We start from the raw sequence: 18,385 nt of genomic DNA, 5'->3' as shown, positions 1-18,385 counted from the left end.
ATGATCTCTCCGGTTGCTGACGTCGGTGCTGCAGCCGGCGCGCGCGATGCCAGCGCCAACGCAAAGATGCGCCGTCTGGCTGCGGCCAGCTCGATCGGGACCACGCTGGAGTGGTATGACTTTACCGTCTACAACCTGATGGCAGCGCTGGTCTTCAACGTCATCTTCTTTCCGTCGTTCGATCCGCTCACAGGCACGATCCTGGCGTTCTCCACCTATGCCGTCGGCTATGTGTCCCGGCCGCTCGGCGGCATGGTGTTCGGCCATCTTGGCGACAAGCTCGGCCGCCGCTTTGTCCTGGTGGCCACGCTGATCCTGATGGGCGTAGCCACCGGCGTGATGGGCCTGCTGCCGACCTATGCGTCGTGGGGCATCTGGAGCCCGCTGCTGCTGGTGGCGCTGCGCTTTGTGCAGGGCGCCGCCATCGGTGGCGAGTGGGCCGGCGCGGTGCTGCTGTCGATGGAGCACGGCAGGCAGGACCAGCGCGGGCGCAACGCGTCCTTTACGCAGGTGGGTCCGTCGGCCGGTACGCTGCTGGGCACGGGCTTCATTGCCCTGGTGTCGCTGTTCCTGAGCCCGGAGGACTTCCTGGCCTGGGGCTGGCGCATCCCGTTCGTCTCGAGCGTGGCGCTGGTGGTCTTCGGCCTGTGGCTGCGGCGTGGCGTGGACGAGACGCCGGCGTTCAAGGAAATGGCTGCCCACAATACGCAGGCCAAGACGCCGTTGAAGGAAGTGTTTGTCTCGCACTGGCGGCGCCTGCTGGTGGCCGGCGGCGTGCGGATCGGCTCGGACGTGCTCTATGCCCTGGTCGTGGTGTTTACGCTGACCTATGTCACCAGCGTGCTGCACCTGTCGCGTCCGCTGGCATTGACGGCGACGATGCTCGGCGCGGCCGGCAATGCACTGACCGTGCCGCTGTTCGGTGCGCTGTCCGACAAACTCGGCCGCCGGCCCGTCTACATCGCCGGGGCGCTGCTGGGAATCGTGTGGGCGTTCGTGTTCTTCGTGCTGATGGACAGCAGCCAGCCGTGGCAGATCTGCGTGGCCGTGGTGCTGGGGCTGCAGATCCACGCCGTCATGTACGGCCCGCAGGCAGCGTTCGTGACCGAGCAGTTCCCGACGCGGGTGCGCTATGCAGGCTCGTCCCTGGCCTACACCCTGGCAGGTATCCTCGGCGGCGGCTTCGCTCCGCTGATCATCACCAGCCTGTACAAGGCCTACGGCACGACCGGCGCGGTGTCGCTCTACGTCTGCGCGGCAATGGGCGTGACGCTGGTTGCGCTGCTGGTTGCCCGTGAGACGGCGCACAAGCCGCTCGAACACTAGATTGGCCATGGCCCGCCGGATAGTCGGCGGGCCGCGCCCCGCGGCTGCATTCCGCTCGCAGCCCGATCATCCCAACAACTGGTACCGCATGCCTACTCTGCAATTCCAGCTCGCCGGCGAAGGACCGCTGGCGCTGCATATCAACCGACTCGTCATTGCCGGCTGGACCGGACGCGATGCCGATGCCGTCAACCACCACATTCGGGAACTCGAAGCGATCGGCGTGAAGCCGCCCTCGACCGTACCTTGCTTTTACCCGCTTGCCGCATCGCTGCTGACCACCGCGCCACTGCTGGAAGTGCCGCGGGAGGACTCATCGGGTGAGATCGAGTTCGTGCTGATGGCGGGCCCTGACGCACTCTATGTCGGCGTGGGCTCGGACCATACCGACCGCAAGGTCGAGGCCTACGATGTCACCGTCTCCAAACAGATGTGCGCCAAGCCGGTCGGTAGCGAGGTGTGGCGCTTTGACGATGTCGCGGCGCACTGGGACCGGCTAGAGATGCGCTGCTGGCGCACCCGGCATGGCCAGCGCGAGCTTTACCAGGAAGGGCTGGTGACACGCCTGCTCGATCCGCGAGACCTGATCCGCCGTCTGCACGGCGAAGGCGCGCTGCCGACCGGTACCGCGATGTTCTGCGGCACCCAGGCCGTGATCGGAGAACTGGGAGGAGGGGAGGCGTTCGAAGTCGAACTGCACGATCCGGTATTGCGGCGTTCGATTCGCCATGCCTACGGTGTGGCAAGCCTGGAGGTGGCCCCTTGACGCGCGCCGATCTTTCCACCATCGCCGAACTGGCCGCCAGCCTGAATGCCGGGCGGACTACGAGCGTCGCGCTGACCGAACAGGCGCTGGAGCGCATCGACAGTCATCGCACGTCGGGCGGCACGGCTTTCATCGAGGTCGATGACAAGGGCGCCCTGGCGGCGGCCGCGGCGGCGGACCAGGCGCGTGCTGCCGGCCATGTGGCGTCGCCGCTGGCCGGCCTGCCGGTTTCGGTCAAGGACTTGTTTGACGTGCGCGGCCAGGTGACGCGCGCCGGCTCAAAGGCGCTGGATGGCGCCGCCGCGGCGGCCGATGCACCAGCCGTGGCGCGCCTGCGCGCGGCGGGGGCGGTGCTGATGGGGCGCACCAACATGAGTGAGTTCGCCTTCTCCGGGCTCGGCCTGAATCCGCACTACGGTACGCCCCGCACGCCGTTCGACGAAGCCTGCATCGCCGGCGGCTCGACCTCGGGCGGCGCCGTCAGCGTGGCGCTTGGCATGGCCGTGGCCGCGCTCGGCACCGACACGGGCGGCTCGATCCGCATTCCGAGCGCATTCTGCGGACTGACCGGCTTCAAGCCCAGTGCACGGCGCGTGCCGCTGGCGGGCGCAGTGCCCTTGTCGACCTCGCTCGACTCGGCCGGCCCGCTGGCGCGTTCCGTGGCTTGCTGCGCGGCCGTCGATGCGATCCTCAGCGGTGAGACGCTCGACAGCCGGCCCGCTGCGCTCGCGGGCCTGCGCTTGTACGTAACGCGTGATTTCGTCACGGAGGCGCTGGACAGCGAAGTCGCGCGTGGCTTCGATGCCGCCCTGGCCAGCCTGTCCCGGCTCGGTGCGCACATTATCCCGTTCGATTTTCCCGAACTGCACCGGCTTCCGGCGATCAACGCCGGCGGCGGCCTGACCGCGGCGGAAGCGTGGCACTGGCATCGCGCGCTGCTGGACGAGCGCGGCGCGGCCTACGATTCGCGCGTGGCGACACGGATTCGCCGCGGCCAGCAGCAGAGCGCCGCCGACTATCTGACGCTGCTCAAGGAACGGGACGTCATGCGGCAGAGCGCGGCCGAGCGTTTGCGCGATGCCGACGCCTGGCTGATGCCGACCGTGGCCGTCCGGCCGCCGCGGCTCGACGCGCTCGACAGCGATGAAGCCTTCTTTTCGACCAACGGCCTCGTGCTGCGCAATCCCAGCGTGATCAATTTTCTCGATGGCTGTGCGGTATCCCTGCCGCTTGCCGCCGAGGTGCCGGGCATCGCGCTCAGCGTCTGTGGATTGAACGGTGCCGACGAGCGAGTGTTGCAGGTGTCCGGCGCAATTGAAAAAGGCCTACGCTGAAGGGCGTCACTCTGGCCGCCTTAGGTGGCCATGAAGACGGCCGCCATGCCCCGTTGGCGCCGCCTGCGCCAACGGGGCGCCTGGGCTCATGACAAGCATTCGACTGCGCTTGCCGCGCGGCACTATATAACCGACGGGCCCACGACCCTGGCTTCCACCACAGGGCCGGCACGGGCTACCTCCTGGTCCAGCAAGTCAATGATGCTGGCGACGCCGCGCAACTCGCCCATCCGCACGCCCGCCAGCGCGACTGCCAGCGGCAGCGCGGGCGCGGCGATGTGTTGTCCCATTGCCGCCACGTGACGGTCCTGCCGTTCGATCAGCCCATGTTCGGCGCCGCTGCTGGCGCGCAAGGCCTGGCCGAAATCCCATGCCGCGGACCGCGCCTGCACAAGCGCCGCGCCGACCAGCGTTTCGTCCAGGCGGCCGGCCACCCTGTCTGCCAGCCGCAGCAGCGGCCAGACGGCGGCAAGCCGGTCCTGTACCTCGTCGACCATCAGCAGCAAGAGGTCATTCACGCGGTCGAAATCCGCCCGCGGCAGCGGATACTCGGCCAGCGTGCGGGCCGCGGCGATCCCCAGGTCCAGGTTGATATGCGCATTGATGCCGAGCAGCAGATGCTGCGATACCGTGGGCCGCCAGCGCCCTGCGGCATCGAAGGCAACCTGCCACGCACGGGTCACTGGCGCTGCGCCGAGGTGTGCCGCCAGCGCTTCGAAGTACCGGCTGGCAAATAGCACCACCAGGCGCTCGGCCGCCTGAGGGTGCTCGAAGGCCCCGGCCGCGAGGGCACTGCGGGCGCGCAGCGTGACGCCGCGGTAGAGGGCGGCAAAATAGCCGAGCCGGCTTGCTTGCTGGCGCGACCAGGCAAGGATCGCATCGAAGCGCGCGAGGACTGCCGCGCCGTCATTCGGTGGCGTCGGATCGAGCAGGATGTTCATTCGCCTATCGTGACGTGTTCGATCCCGCCATGGTCGTCGAGCGCGATCGAGACCGGCAGGTTGTCGTCGCGCGCCTTCTCGAGCAGGCGCCGCAGGCGCTCGTCGTGGCGCTTCACGGGAACCTCGCGCTGCTCCTCCAGCAGCGCGGCAAGCAGCCGTCCGCGCGCATCGAAGCGCAGCGCCCTGACGAAGCCTGTCAGCAAGCGGTGGCCGCTTCCCGGCAGCTTTTCCACCACGATGCCGCCGAGGGTCTCGGCATCGGGCTGGAAAGTCAGCACCTCGCGCATACCGGGGAAGGCGTTTTCGGCGACCACGATTTCCGCGACGGCCTCGAGCGGGCTCAGCACCGTGAAGCGCACGACTTCGATGCCCGCGCCGAAAGCGATCTGGGTTGCGGCGGTGAAGGCGGCATCGTGGATCGCTACCGCTGCCTTGTAGCGGCGGCCCGGCCAGAAGCGGGCGGGCTCGACCGTGAGGTGCGGGTCGCGCGGGCGTCCGACCTGGACCGAGGTGAACTCCATGCGCGCAACCTTGTGCTTGCCCTCCAGCAAGCCCTTCAGTTCGACGCGCAGCGGCGCGATGCCAGGCTGCGGGAAATCCGCCTTGGCAACAAGGGTGCCATCCTGCTGCGGATGCATCGGCCACGTGCGGCCGGTGAAGTCGCTCAGGACGGCTTCGAACTTGCCGGCCGCGGGCTTGCCCTGGAACATCGGGGTCGCGGTGACGGCGCTGGTGTCTTGCGGATTGAGCTGGAAAGGATCGACGCGCAGCAGGATATCGAACTCCGGGCTGACCGAGCGCGCCATCAGGTTCAGGCGCAGCGGCCGGAACTGCGGATCGCCGGCAACGCGCACGCGCCAGGTACCGGCTTCGGGCGACGGGACGTGCAGCGCGGTCATCCATCCCACGCCGATCTCGAAGGCACCGTTGATCCCGTTCCGGAACGACGTGCCTGACGGCGAGGTGGCTTCGATCGATGGGCGGCCGGGATGGTGCCATGTCAGTCCCAGCAGGAGTTCCTGCGAGATGTCATCGACATCGACCTCGAACTGCGCCTCGTTGATGCGGCGTCGCGACCTTTCATCGCTGCCTTCCACCGTCAGGGTCGGCAGGCTGAACTGCTCCCACAGCAGCCTGGAGGCCGGCCACGCCAGCGGCCGCAACGGCAGGATGCCGTTGTTGTTGACGACCTTCATCGAGTTCGTCATCAGCGCTGCCGAGGTGTCCGCCGCATATGACGGCGTGGTGCTGATCGTCTTTACGGTGCTGCCGAAGGGCTCCGCTTCAGCGACCAGGTCCGTCAGCGTCGCGTTGAGCAGGTCCGAGCCGATTCCCTGCGCATTGAGCGCGATGCCGTTGCCTGCCAGCAGCACGGCAAAGTCGATGCCCTGCTCGAACTCATAGCCGCCCTTGGTCAGCCGGCTGTCATGCTGGATCGTCTGGTTGCCGTCGGTAAACAGCACGATCTTCTTCTTGTACACCGCGGGGAACAGCGGTGGAGGATTGGCGACCATGAAGTCGGCGACGGTCCGCACCGCATGGAAAATATCCGTCATGCTGCCTACCGCGCCCTGCACCGAAGGCTGGTCTTCGATGGCGCTGACCACGTTCTTCCAGATCGTGGTGTCTCCCACCGGAAAATTTCCCTGGCCGATCAGTCCCTTGGTCTGCGTGGCGAAGTACCAGAACGAAACCGCCCAGGTCTCGCCGGACGACGAGGTCTTGTTCTCGATTTCATCGATGATGTACTGCACCGATTCCGAGGCTTCGACGATCTTGTCCTTGGATGAGCCGTTGCCAGCGCTGTGAAACATCGAGCCCGAGGCATCGATCAGGATAGCGAGTTGCTTGGCCATGCCGGTGCTCCTGTTCGGACGAATAGCACTTGCGCGACGGACGGGGGCGTGTGTTCGAGCCCCAGTTAGTTATAGCGCGTCGGGCGGTGACCGAGAGGCCGGCTGTTGCTTTTCTGTCTATCCCCCTGGTGCAAGTGAAGATCGTGCAGATCTCAATTGCAGCGAATTTGCACGAGAGAACTGCGCGAAGGGCGCCATATCCCACGCAAGCCGATCGGCGTGAAAGCTGGCGTCAAAATGCGAGAGCAGGGGGCGTTCGTGGACGTCTAACTCTGACTTCGCTGCGATGGCCTCACGCATTCTGCGCAGGCTTGTCCTGCACCGGATCCGCATGAATCTGCATCACGGCCTCTCGCTTCTCCAGCAAGTGGTGCCGCAGGATGCCAGCCAGCGTCTTGCCATCGCGCGCCTCGAGGGCGCTGATCATGCCCTCGTGCTCGTCGACGGCACGGTCCCACTTTTCCGACTGGTAGTTGGAGCGGAAACGCAGCGCCTGGATGCGCCGGTTGAGCGCGAGGTACGTCTGGCTCAGCGCCGAGTTGCGCGCGGCGGCCACGATCAGGTTGTGGATTTCCTGGTTGCGGGTGTAGTACCCCGGCAAGTCCTTCTGCACGCGGCAGGCTAGCATCGAGTAGTGCAGCGCCTTGATCTCGGCGAACTCCGCCGGCGTCATGCGCTCGCACGCCAGTTCGCCTGCGAAGGCCTCCAGGCCGCTCAGCAGCTCGAACATTTCCCACACTTCGGTCTCGCTCATGCGCGACACGCTCGCGCCACGGTTCGGCCAGATGTCGATCAGGCCTTCCGCGGCCAGCACCTTGAGCGCCTCGCGCAGCGGCGTGCGCGAGATGCCGAGTGTCTCGCACAACTCACGCTCGTTCAGCTTCATTCCCGGCGACAGTACGCCTTCCACGATGAACCGGCGCAGGTGCTCGACCACGACGTCGTGCAGGCGCTTGCGCTCGACCTTGGGCAGGAGGGGGTCGGAGGGTCGGTTCTCGTCGTCGTTCAGGGGATTTTGCATTCAATTTTTCCATGGGTGGAAAGTTGCCTCGATTGTATCTCATGGCCGGGATGACCAGCAGGCCTAGGGTTTACGCGGCAAAAATTCGCCTTGAGATACCCCATATGCCGGTGCTACAGTAAATTGAATGCAAAATTCAATATTCAACCCGGAGACGACAATCCCATGATCCACCTCGATTTCCACCCGGCTGGCCGCCACTTCCTGCAGATCCCTGGCCCGAGCCCGGTCCCCGATCGCATCCTGCGCGCCATGAGCTACCCGACCATCGACCACCGCGGCCCCGAGTTCGGCGCGCTCGGGCGCAAGGTGCTGGCCGATATCAAGACGATCTTCAAGACCGAGCACCCGGTGATCATTTACCCGGCGTCGGGTACCGGCGCGTGGGAGGCCGCGCTGGCCAACACGCTGAGCCCGGGTGACCATGTGCTGATGTTCGAAACGGGTCACTTCGCCACGTTGTGGAAGAAGATGGCTGAAGCGCTGGGCCTGAAGCCGGAATTCCTGGGCCTGCCCGGCATCGAAGGATGGCGCCGCGGCGTGCAGGCCGACATGATCGAGGCGCGGCTGCGTGAGGACACCGCGCACGAGATCAAGGCGGTCTGCGTGGTGCATAACGAGACGTCGACGGGCGTGACCTCGAACATTGCCGCCGTGCGCCAGGCCATCGACGCCGCCGGCCACCCGGCCTTGCTGCTGGTGGACACGATCTCGGGCCTGGCCTCGGCCGACTACCGGCATGACGAGTGGGGCGTCGATGTCACGGTGTCGGGTTCGCAGAAGGGTTTGATGCTGCCGCCCGGCATCAGCTTCAATGCGATCTCGCCGAAGGCGATCGCGGCCGGCCAGAGCGCCAGGCTGCCGCGCGCCTTCTGGGACTGGACGGAAATCATCGAAGCCAACAAGAACGGCTACTGGCCGTACACGCCGAACACCAACCTGCTGTACGGCCTGTCCGAGGCGCTCGACATGATCCTGGGCGAAGGGCTGGACAACGTCTTCGCCCGCCACCAGCGACTGGCCGAAGCCACGCGCCGTGCCGTGCGCGCATGGGGCCTGGAAATCCAGTGCGCCGATCCGGCCGTGTACAGCCCCGTGCTGACCGGCGTGATGATGCCGGAGGGCGTGGACGCCGACGCCGTGCGCAAGCTTATCTATGAGCGCTTCGACATGTCGCTGGGCCAGGCACTCGGCAAGATGCGCGGCCGCATGTTCCGCATCGGCCATCTGGGCGACTGCAACGACCTCACGCTGATGGCCACGCTGGCCGGCTGCGAAATGGGGCTGAAGCTGGCTGGCGTCCCCGTTGCCGCCAGCGGCGTCGCGGCGGCGATGGAGTACCTCGCCTCGCACGCGGATACCCCGGTGCTGAAGGCGGCTGCCTGAACGTCGCTAGCCTGAACGCGGCAGCCTGAGCGCTGCCGCCGGCCTGACAGCCATATCCAAGCATCACATGCCCATGCCATCACGTCGGGTGATCGGCAGGGGCGCCTGTTGCCTGCGGATAGCCGCAGGCATCCACCGATGTTCGTCCAGCTGAACCCACGCCGGCTGATTGCCATGAATACCTTTACTTCCTCCACGCTGGTCAAGCCGATCCACCTGGTGCCGTCGCAGTATCGCGCGGTGTCGCCGCTGTCCGCGCTGCTGCGCAAGGAACTGCGCGGCGACGTGCTGTTCGACCGCGCCGGGCGCGGGCGCTATGCCACCGATGCGTCGATCTACCAGATCATGCCGATCGGCGTGGTCGTGCCGCGCGACCAGGCCGACCTGCTGCGCGCGCTCGACATTGCCCGTGACCAGGGGGTGCCGGTGCTGGCGCGCGGCGCGGGGACCAGCCAGTGCGGGCAGACCGTGGGCGAAGCGCTGGTGATCGACAACAGCAAGTGGCTCAACAACGTGGTGGCGTTCGACGCGGCGGCGGGCACGGTGACGGTGGAGCCCGGCATCGTGCTCGACCATCTCAATGCCTGGCTCAAGCCGCACGGGCTCTGGTTCCCGGTGGACGTGTCGACCGGCGCGCAATGCACCATCGGCGGCATGACCGGCAACAACTCGTGCGGGTCGCGCTCGATTGCCTACGGCAACATGGTGCATAACGTGCTGGCCATCGATGCCGTGTTGGCCGACGGCAGCGAATGCCATTTCGGCTCGCTGGCCAATCCGGTGGCGACGGGGCGCGCCGAAGGCATCCTGCGCGGGCTGGAGCGCATCGCCACGCGCGAACGCGGCGAGATCGCCGAGCGCATGCCGAAGGTGCTGCGCCGGGTGGCCGGCTACAACATCGACCTGTTCGACTGCCAGAACCCGATGGCCTATACCGACGATGGCCACGCCAACCTGGCGCACATCCTGGTGGGGTCCGAGGGGACGCTGGCCTACAGCAGGCAGGTCACGCTGAAGCTGTCGCCGCTGCCGGCGCACAAGGTGCTGGGCGTGGTGAATTTCCCCACGTTCTACCAGGCCATGGACATGACGCAGCATATCGTCAGCCTGCGCCCGGTCGCGGTGGAACTGGTCGACCGGACCATGATCGACCTGTCGATGGAAAACCCGGCCTTCCGCCCGGTTGTCGAGCGTGCGCTGACCGGCGACCCGCAGGCCATCCTGCTGGTCGAGTTCGCCGGCGAAGACCGCCAGGCGCTGCTGGCGCAGCTGGACCAGCTTGCCGAACTGATGGGCGACCTGGGACTGCCGGGTTCGGTGGTGAAGATGCCCGAGGAGAAGGCGCAGAAGGCGCTGTGGGACGTGCGCAAGGCCGGGCTCAACATCATGATGAGCATGAAGGGCGATGGCAAGCCGGTGTCGTTTATCGAGGACTGCGCCGTCCCGCTGGAGCACCTGGCCGAATACACGCGCCGGCTGACCGAGGTCTTCCACAAGCACGAGACCGAGGGCACCTGGTATGCGCACGCCAGTGTCGGCACGCTGCATGTGCGCCCGATTCTCGACATGCGCCGCGACGGCGCGGTGCGCATGCGCGAGATCGCCGAGGAAGCGGCCGAACTGGTGCGCGAGTACAAGGGCGCCTATTCCGGCGAGCACGGCGACGGGCTGTGCCGGGGCGAATGGGTGGCATGGCAGTATGGCCCGCGCATCCATGCCGCGTTCAGCGAGATCAAGGCGCTCTTCGATCCGGACAACCGCTTCAATCCCGACAAGATCGTGCGGCCGCCCAGGATGGATGCGCGCGAGAATTTCCGCTTCGCACCCGGCTACGCGGCGCTGCCGCTGACGCCCGCGCTCGACTGGTCGGCCTGGAACGTGCGCCGCGACCCGATGACCGGCGAGGAGACCGCGCCCGGCACCGGCGCCGACACGGCCACGCACGGGCTGGCATCGGCAGTGGAGATGTGCAACAACAACGGCCACTGCCGCAAGTTCGACGCCGGCACCATGTGCCCGAGCTATCGCGTGACCAAGGACGAGCAGCATGTCACGCGCGGCCGCGCCAATACGCTGCGGCTGGCGGTGTCCGGCCAGTTCGGCAGCGAAGGGCTGGCCAGCCCCGAAGTGAAGGAAGTACTGGACCTGTGCGTGTCGTGCAAGGGCTGCAAGCGGGACTGCCCGACCGGCGTCGACATGGCCCGGCTGAAGATCGAAGCACGCCATGCGTGGGCCAGGCGGCATGGCACCAGCCTGCGCGAACGCATGGTGGCGTACATGCCGCGCTATGCGCCGGTGGCGAGCCGGGTGTCGGGCCTGCTGGCACTGGCGGACAGCATCCCGGTTGTCTCGGGCTGGATTTCGGGCTGGATTAAGCGCGCGCTGGGGTTTGCCCCGCAACGGTCGCTGCCCCGTTTCCGCAAGCCCTTCCTGACTGCGGGCATGGAAACTGGCAAGCCCGCTGGCAAGTCCGCAGGCACCCGCGAGGTGCTGCTGTTCGTCGACACGTTCAGCAACTACATGGAGCCCGAGAACGCCCGCGCCGCGCGCGCGGTGCTGGAAGCGGCGGGCTATACCGTGCATTTCAACACCCGCGCGGGCGAACGCCCGCTGTGCTGCGGCCGGACCTTCCTCGCCGCCGGACTGGTCGACCAGGCGAAGGAAGAGGCCCGGCGCATGCTGGACGCATTCCGTCCCTATGTGGCGCGTGGCGTGCCGGTGGTGGGGCTGGAGCCGTCCTGCCTGCTGTCGCTGCGCGACGAATTCCTCGGCTACGGCTATGGCGATGAGGCCCGGCAGCTTGCCAGCCTGTCATTCCTGCTCGAGGAGTTCCTGGTGCGCGAGCAGCGCGCGGGCCGGCTGGAATTGCCGTTGCAGTCCCTGCAGGCCTCGGAAGCGGTGGTGCACGGACACTGCCACCAGAAGGCCTTCGATGCCTTCACGCCGGTGCAGACCGTGCTCTCCTGGATCCCCGGGCTGAAGGTTGCGCCGGTGGAGTCGTCGTGCTGCGGCATGGCCGGCAGCTTCGGCTACGAGGCCGAGCACTTCGAGGCATCGAAGGCCATGGCGGAGCTGTCGCTGCTGCCCGCGGTGCGCAAGCGCAGCGCCGATGCCATTGTGGTCGCCGACGGCACCAGCTGCCGGCACCAGATCCTGGACGGCGCCGATGCGCAGGCGCTCCACGTGGCGCGCGTGCTGGAGATGGCGCTGGCAGGCGGACCCGATGGCCGAGGCGAATCGAGACAGCCTGCCCAATGACGTGGGCGAGGGCCGGAGCATCGGCGGCGTATCGACGGCGTATCGACGGCGTGGCGCCGGCCCAGGATAACGAAATCAAGCCGCAACCAAAGCGGATCTGAGTACCAAGCCAAGGAGACAAGCAATGCAACGCAAGATCGTCAGGAGCACTCTCACGGCCGTGGCCTGCGCCACCGCCTGCCTCGGCGCCAACGCATGGGCCTGGGAGCCGGCAAAGCCGGTCGAGATCGTCGTGCCGTTCAGCGCGGGTGGCGCGTCTGACCAGATGGCGCGCGCCATCCAGGGCATCATCGCCAGGCACAAGCTGATGAGCCAGCCGGTCATCGTGCTGAACAAGGCCGGCGCCAGCGGGGCCGAGGGCCTGATGGATACCAAGGCATCGCAAGGCAATCCCCACAAGCTGCTGGTCGCGTCGTCGGCGCTCTATACCGTGCCGATGGTCAGCCACCTGCCGTTCAGCTGGCGCGACCTGACGCCGGTGGCCATGGTTGCCCAGGACGAATTCGTGCTGTGGACCAATGCCGCCGGGCCATACAAGTCGGTGCCGGAGTTTGTCGACGGCGCGAAGGCGAACGCGGGCAAGGTCAAGGTCGGCGGCACCAGCTCCAAGCGCGAAGACCAGATCATCACCTCGCTGGTCCAGAAGAAGACGGGCGTGAAGTTCATCTACGTGCCGTACAAGGGCGGCGGCGAAGCGGCCACGCAGTTGTCGGGCCAGCACATCGACGCCAACGTCAACAATCCGTCGGAATCGGTCGGGCAATGGCGCGCCGGCGAGCACAAGGCGCTGTGCGTGTTCGCGCCGGAGCGGATGGCCTACAAGACCAAGGTCACGCAGGCCCAGAGCTGGAACGATGTGCCGACCTGCAAGGAGCAGGGCCTCGACGTGCAATACCAGATGCTGCGTGTCTTCATGCTGCCCGGCGGCGTCACGCCCGAGCAGCAGAAGTACTACGTCGACCTGATGCAGAAGATCGTGGCCACGCCGGAGTGGAAGGAATACCTGGAAAAGAACGCGCTCAAGAACGAGTTCCTGACCGCCAGGGCGCTCACTGACTTCCTGGCGAAGGACGAGGCCGCGCACCGCGACATCATCAAGGAAGCCGGTTTCGTCGCGGCGCGCTGAAGAACGCGCTGGATTCGCAAGGCTCCGGCGCCTGCGCCGGAGCGGTGGCTGAAGGATATCAAGGGGCAGAGATGGATTCACATCATGGAGGAGAGCCGGCTGGCGCCGGGCTCTCGGTCAAGGCAGTGGAGCTGACGGTCGCGCTATGCCTGCTGGCGGGCGCGCTCGTCGTGATCTGGAGCAACTACAGTATTGGCGCGGGCTGGGCGCCGGACGGTCCCGAAGCCGGCTACTTCCCGATGCGCGTCGGCTTCATCGTGCTGGCCTGCAGCGCGCTGGTGGCGATGCAGGCGCTGCGCAGCGACGGCAAGGCGGTCTTCGCGACCTGGCAGCAACTGCGGCAGGTCAGCGTGATCGTGCTGCCGCTGACAGTGTATGTCGGCCTGATCGGCATCCTGGGCATCTACGTGGCGTCGACGATCTTTATCGTCGGCTTTATGGTGTGGGTAGGCAAGTCGGGCTGGCCCAGGGCGCTGCTGATCGGCGTCGGCATCAACCTGATGCTGTTCTGGATCTTCGAGCTCCAGTTCCGCGTGCCGCTGCCCAAGGGGCCGCTGGAAGCTGCGCTGGGCTACTGAGGAGGCGGCGATGGAAGAAATGAACGCATTGATGGGCGGCTTCGCGGTCGCCCTGTCGTGGCAGAACGTCGGCCTGATGTTCGCCGGCATCCTGCTCGGTATCGTGGTCGGCGTGCTGCCTGGACTGGGCGGCCCGAACGGCGTGGCGATCCTGCTGCCGCTGACGTTTTCGATGGATCCGGTCTCCGCCATCATCATGCTGTCCTGCATCTACTGGGGCGCCTTGTTCGGCGGCGCGATCACCTCGATCCTGTTCAATATCCCGGGCGAGGCCTGGTCGGTGGCGACGACCTTCGACGGCTATCCGATGGCCCAGCGGGGCGAGGCCGGCAAGGCGCTGACCTCCGCCTTCACCGGCTCCTGCCTGGGCGCGCTGGCCGGGGTGCTGCTGATCACCTTCCTGGCGCCGATGGTGGCGAAGTTCGCGCTGCGCTTCGGGCCGCCGGAGTTCTTCGCGGTGTACTTGCTGACGTTCTGCAGTTTCGTCGGCATGGGCAAGGAGTCCAAGCCGAAGATCCTGATCGCGATGTGCCTTGGCTTTATCCTGGCGGCGGTCGGCATGGACACGGTATCGGGCACGCTGCGCATGACTTTCGGCTCGCACGAGCTGCTGCGCGGCTTTGACTTCCTGGTTGCCGTGATCGGGCTGTTCGGCATCAGCGAGATCCTGATGACGATGGAGGAGGGCGTGGCGTTCCGCGGCAAGCAGGCGCGGATCGACCTGAAGGTGGTCCTGAAGACCTGGGCCGAGCTGCCGCGCTACTGGATGACCGTGATCCGTTCATCCGTGATCGGCTGCTGGCTCGGCATCACGCCGGGCGGTGCCACCGCGGCCTCGTTCATGGGCTACGGCGTCGCCAAGCGCATGGCCAGGGACCCGGACTCGTTCGGCAAGGGCAACGTCGAAGGCGTGGTGGCTCCGGAAACCGCCGCGCACGCAGCCGGCACCAGCGCGCTGCTGCCGATGCTGGCGCTCGGCATCCCGGGTTCGGCCACGGCGGCGGTGCTGCTGGGGGGCCTGATGATCTGGGGCCTGCAGCCGGGGCCGCTGCTGTTCGCCGAACAGGGGCCCTTCGTCTGGGGTCTGATCGCCAGCATGTACCTGGGCAATATCGTCGGCCTGATCGTGGTGCTGTCGACCGTGCCGCTTTTTGCCGCGATCCTGCGCATCCCGTTCTCGATCATCGCCCCGCTGATTCTCGTGATCTGCGCGATCGGCGCCTACACGGTGAACGGCGCGCTGTTCGACGTCTGGCTGATGCTGATCTTCGGCGTGATCGGCTATGTGCTGAAGAAGCTGGACTATCCGCTGGCGCCGATGGTGCTGGCGCTGGTGCTGGGCGACCGTGCGGAAGATGCCTTCCGGCAGACCATGCTGGTGTCGTCGGGGGCGCTGGATGTGTTCTGGTCGAACGGGCTGGTCGGCACGATCATGGGCCTGGCGATTTTCGTGCTGGTGTGGCCGCTGGTGAGCGACCTGCGTTCCAGGGCACGGGCAAAGGGCATTGCCTGAGTTCGGGGAGTCCGCGCATCGCCGTGACGCGCGGTTTTCTTTCGTCTTCGCGATTTGCGGGGACGGTGCTGCATTGCGCTTTGGATACTGCGGTGGCACAAACGTGCTGATTGTGCGCTCCCTCTCCCGCGAGCGGGAGCAAACAGGCAGGGAAATAAGCGCAACAGGCACACCAGCGATAGCGTGTGCGAGCGCATCGACGCACTCCGTGCCCGAGCGTTCCGCCGTTCGGCGATGGACCATTCCTTCAGGCCCGGTATTTTTCCCACATTTCCCGGAGAACCGATTCCGGCGGCGGTGCCGATGCGAAGCCTGCGACATTGCCGAAGATGCCGAGGATGCGCCGCCTGAAGGCATCGAGGTCGGCTGTCGGCTCAGGCGAGGCACTTGCGCAATCGATGATCGTATGCAGTTGCGCGGCGGAGAGGCCGGCGATGGCGGACCACAGGTCGTCGGGGCTGGCGCAGGTACATGGCATGAATGGGGCAAACATCGGTCATCCTCAACGTGGACCCATGATGGCTAGCGGGCCGCCGCGCCGCGCTTGTTTCCGTCCGGGTACACAGCCGCCTGGAACGGTTCGAGCCCGATCCGCGCGACCACGTCGACGAAGCGCTCGGCTTCGCTGTCGCGGTGCGCGAGGTAGGTGCCGATCAATCGCTCAACCACGTCCGGCACCTGCTCCTGCGCGAACGACGGGCCGATGATGCGGCCGATCGCGGCCCCGCCGCCGGCGTGGCCGTTCTGGCTGTCCGCGCCGTTCTGCCGGCCGCCGATGGTGACCTGGTACCAGGCCTCCCCGGCCTTGTCGACGCCGAGGATGCCGATATGGCCGACATGGTGGTGGCCGCAGGAATTGATGCAGCCCGAGATGTTCAGGTCGAGCTCGCCGATGTCGTGCACGTGGTCGAGGTCCTCGAACCGCTCCTGGATCGCCTGCGCCAGCGGAATCGATACCGCATTGGCGAGCGAGCAGAAGTCGCCGCCCGGGCAGGCGATGATGTTGGTGATCCTGCCGACGTTGGGCGTGGCGAGGCCTGCCGCATCCAGTGCGCGCCACAGCGCGGGCAGCCCGCTGCGCCGCACGTCGGCCAGGATCAGGTTCTGTTCGTGCGAGACACGCAGCTCGCCAAAGCCGTGGCGTTCGGCGAGGTCGGCCATCAGGTCCATCTGGTCAGCGGTAATGTCGCCCGGTGCGGGGCCGGTTGCCTTGAGCGATGCGGTCACCGCGGCGTAGCCCGGAACGCGGTGCGAATGGACGTTGCTGCGCAGCCAGAGCCGGAACGCGCGGTCGGTCCGGGCCAGTTCGCCGCTCTCATCGGCGTCGTGCGCCGCGGCGGGGTCATAAGGCGGCACCGTGAAGCGCGCCGCCACTGACGCGACAAAGTCTTCGGTGACGGTATCCGGACCACCGCGGATGCGCTGCCACTGCTCCGCGACCTGTTCGCGGAATACCTCGGGGGTGAGGTCCTTCACCAGGATCTTGATGCGCGCCTTGTACTTGTTGTCGCGCCTGCCGTGCAGGTTGTAGACGCGCAGCGTGGCCTGCAGGTAGGTCAGCAGGTCCTGCCAGGCCACGAAGGGGTTGATCAGCTTGCCGACCATGGGCGTGCGCCCCATGCCGCCGCCGACCCACACGCGAAAGCCGACCTGGCCGTCTTCCTCAACCGCCTGCAGCCCGATGTCGTGGACGCCGACCGCCGCCCGGTCGGTGGTGGCGCCACTGATCGCGATCTTGAACTTGCGCGGCAGGTAGGCGAACTCGGGGTGCAGCATCGACCATTGGCGAACGATCTCGCACCACACCAGCGGGTTCACCAGTTCGTCCGGCGCGATGCCGGCAAAGTGGTCGGTGGTAGTGTTGCGGATGCAGTTGCCGCTGGTCTGGATGGCGTGCATCTGCACGGTCGCGAGTTCCGCGAGGATGGCAGGCGCGTCTTCCAGGCGCGGCCAGTTGTACTGCAGGTTCTGCCGCGTGCTGAAGTGCCCGTAGCCACGGTCCCAGCGGCGCGCGATCTCGGCCAGCTTGCGCAGCTGCCTTGACGCCAGCATGCCGTAGGGGATGGCCACGCGCAACATGGGGGCATGGCGCTGGATGTACAGGCCATTCTGCAGCCGCAGCACGCGGAACTCTTCCTCGTCGAGTTCGCCGTCCAGGAAGCGGCGGGTCTGGTCGGTGAACTGCACGACCCGTTCGTCGACCAGCCTCTGGTCGATCTCGTCATAGACATACATGGTGAAGGTCTCCTCGCGCCCGCGGCGCTAGTCTTTTGCCCGTGCCCGTTCGATGGACATGTCGGTCGGCATCATGTTGAGGTCGGCGTTGCGCATCACCCACAGCGAGCCGGCGACGACGATGACGATCAGGAAGCCGGTACAGGCGAAGATGGCGGTATTGCCGCGCTGGCCGGGACCGGTGCCCAGGTGCAGGAAATACACCAGCTGCACCAGCAGCTGCGCGACGCAGAGGCCCACGACCAGCGCGATCGCGGCCTGGCTTTGCAGCGCGCCGGTCATCACCGTGGCAAACGAAGCCACGGTAAGCGCGACCGACAGCAGCAGGCCGATGGTGTAACTGCGCACGCTGCCGTGGGCGTGTTCGCCCGGATGAACGGAATGCAGATGGGACGGCTTCATGCGAACTCCCGCAGGTAGACGAAGGTAAAGACGCAGATCCAGACCAGGTCCAGGAAGTGCCAGAACAGGCTCAGGCACGCCAGCCGGCGGCGCACGATGTCATCGAGGCCGAAACGCCGGATCTGGTGGATCATCACGGCCAGCCAGCAAAGGCCCGCGGTGACGTGCAGGCCGTGGGTGCCGACCAGCGTGAAGAAGGCGGACAGGTAGGCGCTTACGCCCGGGCCGGCGCCCTGGTGCAGCAGGTGCGCGAACTCGTAGACCTCCATGGCGACGAACACTGCGCCCAGCACGAAGGTGGCCGCCAGCCAGCGGATCATGCGCGGCGCGGCGTTCGCGTCCTGCCGCAGCATGGCCAGGCCGAAGGTGTAGCTGCTGAGCAGCAGCACCATGGTTTCGGCGAACACGAACGGCAGCTCGAACAGTTGCCGCCCGCCTGGCCCGCCGGCCGTGTTGTCGGACAGCACGCCAAAGGTAGCGAACAGCACCGCAAAGATCAGGCAGTCGCTCATCAGGTAGAGCCAGAAGCCCAGCGTGGTATGGGCGGCGGCATCGTGATGGCCGTGGTCGGCGGCGTGTGCCGCCGCGTGTGTGGCGTCGTTGCCCGGGTGGTGCAGGGTAGGGGATAGCGTCGGGTTCATGG

At 66.7% G+C, this 18,385-nt stretch carries 15 protein-coding genes; 8 read left to right on the top strand and 7 right to left on the bottom strand.

Annotation, left to right across the window (positions count from 1 at the left end):
• From ACIP1U_RS07125 to ACIP1U_RS07115, 3 genes are all read left to right on the top strand, one after another.
• On the top strand, positions 1-1,326 hold the full coding sequence (locus tag ACIP1U_RS07125; protein WP_400313823.1) for an MFS transporter: 1,326 nt from the start codon (positions 1-3) through the stop codon (positions 1,324-1,326).
• Positions 1,327-1,414: 88 nt separating this feature from the next.
• Positions 1,415-2,092, top strand: a complete 678-nt coding sequence (locus ACIP1U_RS07120; RefSeq protein ID WP_400313213.1) for a DUF2848 domain-containing protein — start codon at positions 1,415-1,417, stop codon at positions 2,090-2,092.
• Positions 2,089-3,426 carry an amidase gene (locus tag ACIP1U_RS07115; RefSeq protein WP_400313212.1) on the top strand — a complete coding sequence of 446 codons (1,338 nt, stop codon included), beginning with the start codon at positions 2,089-2,091 and terminating at the stop codon, positions 3,424-3,426. The genes ACIP1U_RS07120 and ACIP1U_RS07115 overlap by 4 nt, the downstream gene beginning before the upstream one ends.
• Positions 3,427-3,548: 122 nt before the next feature.
• Here ACIP1U_RS07115 and ACIP1U_RS07110 read toward each other — a convergent pair whose 3' ends face one another.
• The 3 genes from ACIP1U_RS07110 to ACIP1U_RS07100 form a co-directional block, all read right to left on the bottom strand.
• The gene (locus ACIP1U_RS07110) at positions 3,549-4,367 is read right to left on the bottom strand and encodes a DUF5995 family protein (RefSeq protein ID WP_400313210.1); all 819 of its coding nucleotides are present in this window, start codon (positions 4,365-4,367) and stop codon (positions 3,549-3,551) included.
• Positions 4,364-6,223 carry a vWA domain-containing protein gene (locus tag ACIP1U_RS07105; protein WP_400313207.1) on the bottom strand — a complete coding sequence of 620 codons (1,860 nt, stop codon included), beginning with the start codon at positions 6,221-6,223 and terminating at the stop codon, positions 4,364-4,366. Before ACIP1U_RS07105 ends, ACIP1U_RS07110 begins: the two co-directional genes overlap by 4 nt.
• A gap of 292 nt (positions 6,224-6,515) precedes the next feature.
• A complete protein-coding gene (locus ACIP1U_RS07100; RefSeq protein WP_400313204.1) occupies positions 6,516-7,244 on the bottom strand; it encodes a GntR family transcriptional regulator in 729 nt (242 codons plus the stop codon).
• Between the two features lie 165 nt (positions 7,245-7,409).
• Between ACIP1U_RS07100 and ACIP1U_RS07095 the strand changes: the two genes are divergently transcribed.
• The 5 genes from ACIP1U_RS07095 (at position 7,410) to ACIP1U_RS07075 (ending at position 15,105) form a co-directional block, all read left to right on the top strand.
• Positions 7,410-8,630: a pyridoxal-phosphate-dependent aminotransferase family protein gene (locus ACIP1U_RS07095; protein ID WP_400313201.1), complete on the top strand. Its 1,221-nt coding sequence runs from the start codon at positions 7,410-7,412 to the stop codon at positions 8,628-8,630.
• A 174-nt stretch (positions 8,631-8,804) separates the two neighbouring features.
• Positions 8,805-11,888 (top strand): FAD-binding and (Fe-S)-binding domain-containing protein, encoded by a 3,084-nt coding sequence (locus ACIP1U_RS07090; protein WP_400313820.1) that lies wholly within the window; start codon positions 8,805-8,807, stop codon positions 11,886-11,888.
• Positions 11,889-12,012: 124 nt separating this feature from the next.
• A complete protein-coding gene (locus ACIP1U_RS07085) occupies positions 12,013-13,014 on the top strand; it encodes a Bug family tripartite tricarboxylate transporter substrate binding protein (protein ID WP_400313199.1) in 1,002 nt (333 codons plus the stop codon).
• 71 nt (positions 13,015-13,085) lie between these two features.
• Complete coding sequence (locus ACIP1U_RS07080; protein WP_400313196.1) at positions 13,086-13,592, top strand: tripartite tricarboxylate transporter TctB family protein; 507 nt, start codon at positions 13,086-13,088, stop codon at positions 13,590-13,592.
• A 10-nt stretch (positions 13,593-13,602) separates the two neighbouring features.
• A complete protein-coding gene (locus tag ACIP1U_RS07075; protein ID WP_400313193.1) occupies positions 13,603-15,105 on the top strand; it encodes a tripartite tricarboxylate transporter permease in 1,503 nt (500 codons plus the stop codon).
• Positions 15,106-15,352: 247 nt separating this feature from the next.
• Here the strand turns inward: ACIP1U_RS07075 and ACIP1U_RS07070 are convergent, their stop codons facing one another.
• Genes ACIP1U_RS07070 through cyoC form a run of 4 tightly spaced genes read right to left on the bottom strand, consistent with a single transcriptional unit; the run spans position 15,353 to position 18,383 of the window.
• Positions 15,353-15,598: a hypothetical protein gene (locus tag ACIP1U_RS07070; protein ID WP_400313191.1), complete on the bottom strand. Its 246-nt coding sequence runs from the start codon at positions 15,596-15,598 to the stop codon at positions 15,353-15,355.
• Positions 15,599-15,627: 29 nt separating this feature from the next.
• Positions 15,628-17,340: a nitrite/sulfite reductase gene (locus ACIP1U_RS07065; protein ID WP_400313190.1), complete on the bottom strand. Its 1,713-nt coding sequence runs from the start codon at positions 17,338-17,340 to the stop codon at positions 15,628-15,630.
• 27 nt (positions 17,341-17,367) lie between these two features.
• Positions 17,368-17,742 (bottom strand): cytochrome o ubiquinol oxidase subunit IV, encoded by a 375-nt coding sequence (gene cyoD / locus ACIP1U_RS07060; protein WP_400313187.1) that lies wholly within the window; start codon positions 17,740-17,742, stop codon positions 17,368-17,370.
• Entirely contained in the window at positions 17,739-18,383 is a 645-nt protein-coding gene (cyoC, locus tag ACIP1U_RS07055) for a cytochrome o ubiquinol oxidase subunit III (protein WP_400313185.1), read from the bottom strand. Before cyoC ends, cyoD begins: the two co-directional genes overlap by 4 nt.
• Between the last annotated feature and the right edge of the window lie 2 nt (positions 18,384-18,385).

The sequence above is a fragment of the Cupriavidus sp. NPDC089707 genome (assembly GCF_044748965.1).
Classification (GTDB): domain Bacteria; phylum Pseudomonadota; class Gammaproteobacteria; order Burkholderiales; family Burkholderiaceae; genus Cupriavidus.
This window is presented reverse-complemented; position numbering and strand designations above follow the sequence as displayed.

Excerpts from the sequence above, each read along its gene's own strand:
- ACIP1U_RS07125 (WP_400313823.1), top strand. The coding sequence starts at position 1 with ATGATCTCTCCGGTTGCTGACGTCGGTGCTGCAGCCGGCGCGCGCGAT.
- ACIP1U_RS07120 (WP_400313213.1), top strand. The coding sequence starts at position 1,415 with ATGCCTACTCTGCAATTCCAGCTCGCCGGCGAAGGACCGCTGGCGCTG.
- ACIP1U_RS07110 (WP_400313210.1), bottom strand. The coding sequence starts at position 4,367 with ATGAACATCCTGCTCGATCCGACGCCACCGAATGACGGCGCGGCAGTC.
- ACIP1U_RS07105 (WP_400313207.1), bottom strand. The coding sequence starts at position 6,223 with ATGGCCAAGCAACTCGCTATCCTGATCGATGCCTCGGGCTCGATGTTT.
- ACIP1U_RS07100 (WP_400313204.1), bottom strand. The coding sequence starts at position 7,244 with ATGCAAAATCCCCTGAACGACGACGAGAACCGACCCTCCGACCCCCTC.
- ACIP1U_RS07095 (WP_400313201.1), top strand. The coding sequence starts at position 7,410 with ATGATCCACCTCGATTTCCACCCGGCTGGCCGCCACTTCCTGCAGATC.
- ACIP1U_RS07090 (WP_400313820.1), top strand. The coding sequence starts at position 8,805 with ATGAATACCTTTACTTCCTCCACGCTGGTCAAGCCGATCCACCTGGTG.
- ACIP1U_RS07085 (WP_400313199.1), top strand. The coding sequence starts at position 12,013 with ATGCAACGCAAGATCGTCAGGAGCACTCTCACGGCCGTGGCCTGCGCC.
- ACIP1U_RS07080 (WP_400313196.1), top strand. The coding sequence starts at position 13,086 with ATGGATTCACATCATGGAGGAGAGCCGGCTGGCGCCGGGCTCTCGGTC.
- ACIP1U_RS07075 (WP_400313193.1), top strand. The coding sequence starts at position 13,603 with ATGGAAGAAATGAACGCATTGATGGGCGGCTTCGCGGTCGCCCTGTCG.
- ACIP1U_RS07070 (WP_400313191.1), bottom strand. The coding sequence starts at position 15,598 with ATGTTTGCCCCATTCATGCCATGTACCTGCGCCAGCCCCGACGACCTG.
- ACIP1U_RS07065 (WP_400313190.1), bottom strand. The coding sequence starts at position 17,340 with ATGTATGTCTATGACGAGATCGACCAGAGGCTGGTCGACGAACGGGTC.
- cyoD (WP_400313187.1), bottom strand. The coding sequence starts at position 17,742 with ATGAAGCCGTCCCATCTGCATTCCGTTCATCCGGGCGAACACGCCCAC.
- cyoC (WP_400313185.1), bottom strand. The coding sequence starts at position 18,383 with ATGAACCCGACGCTATCCCCTACCCTGCACCACCCGGGCAACGACGCC.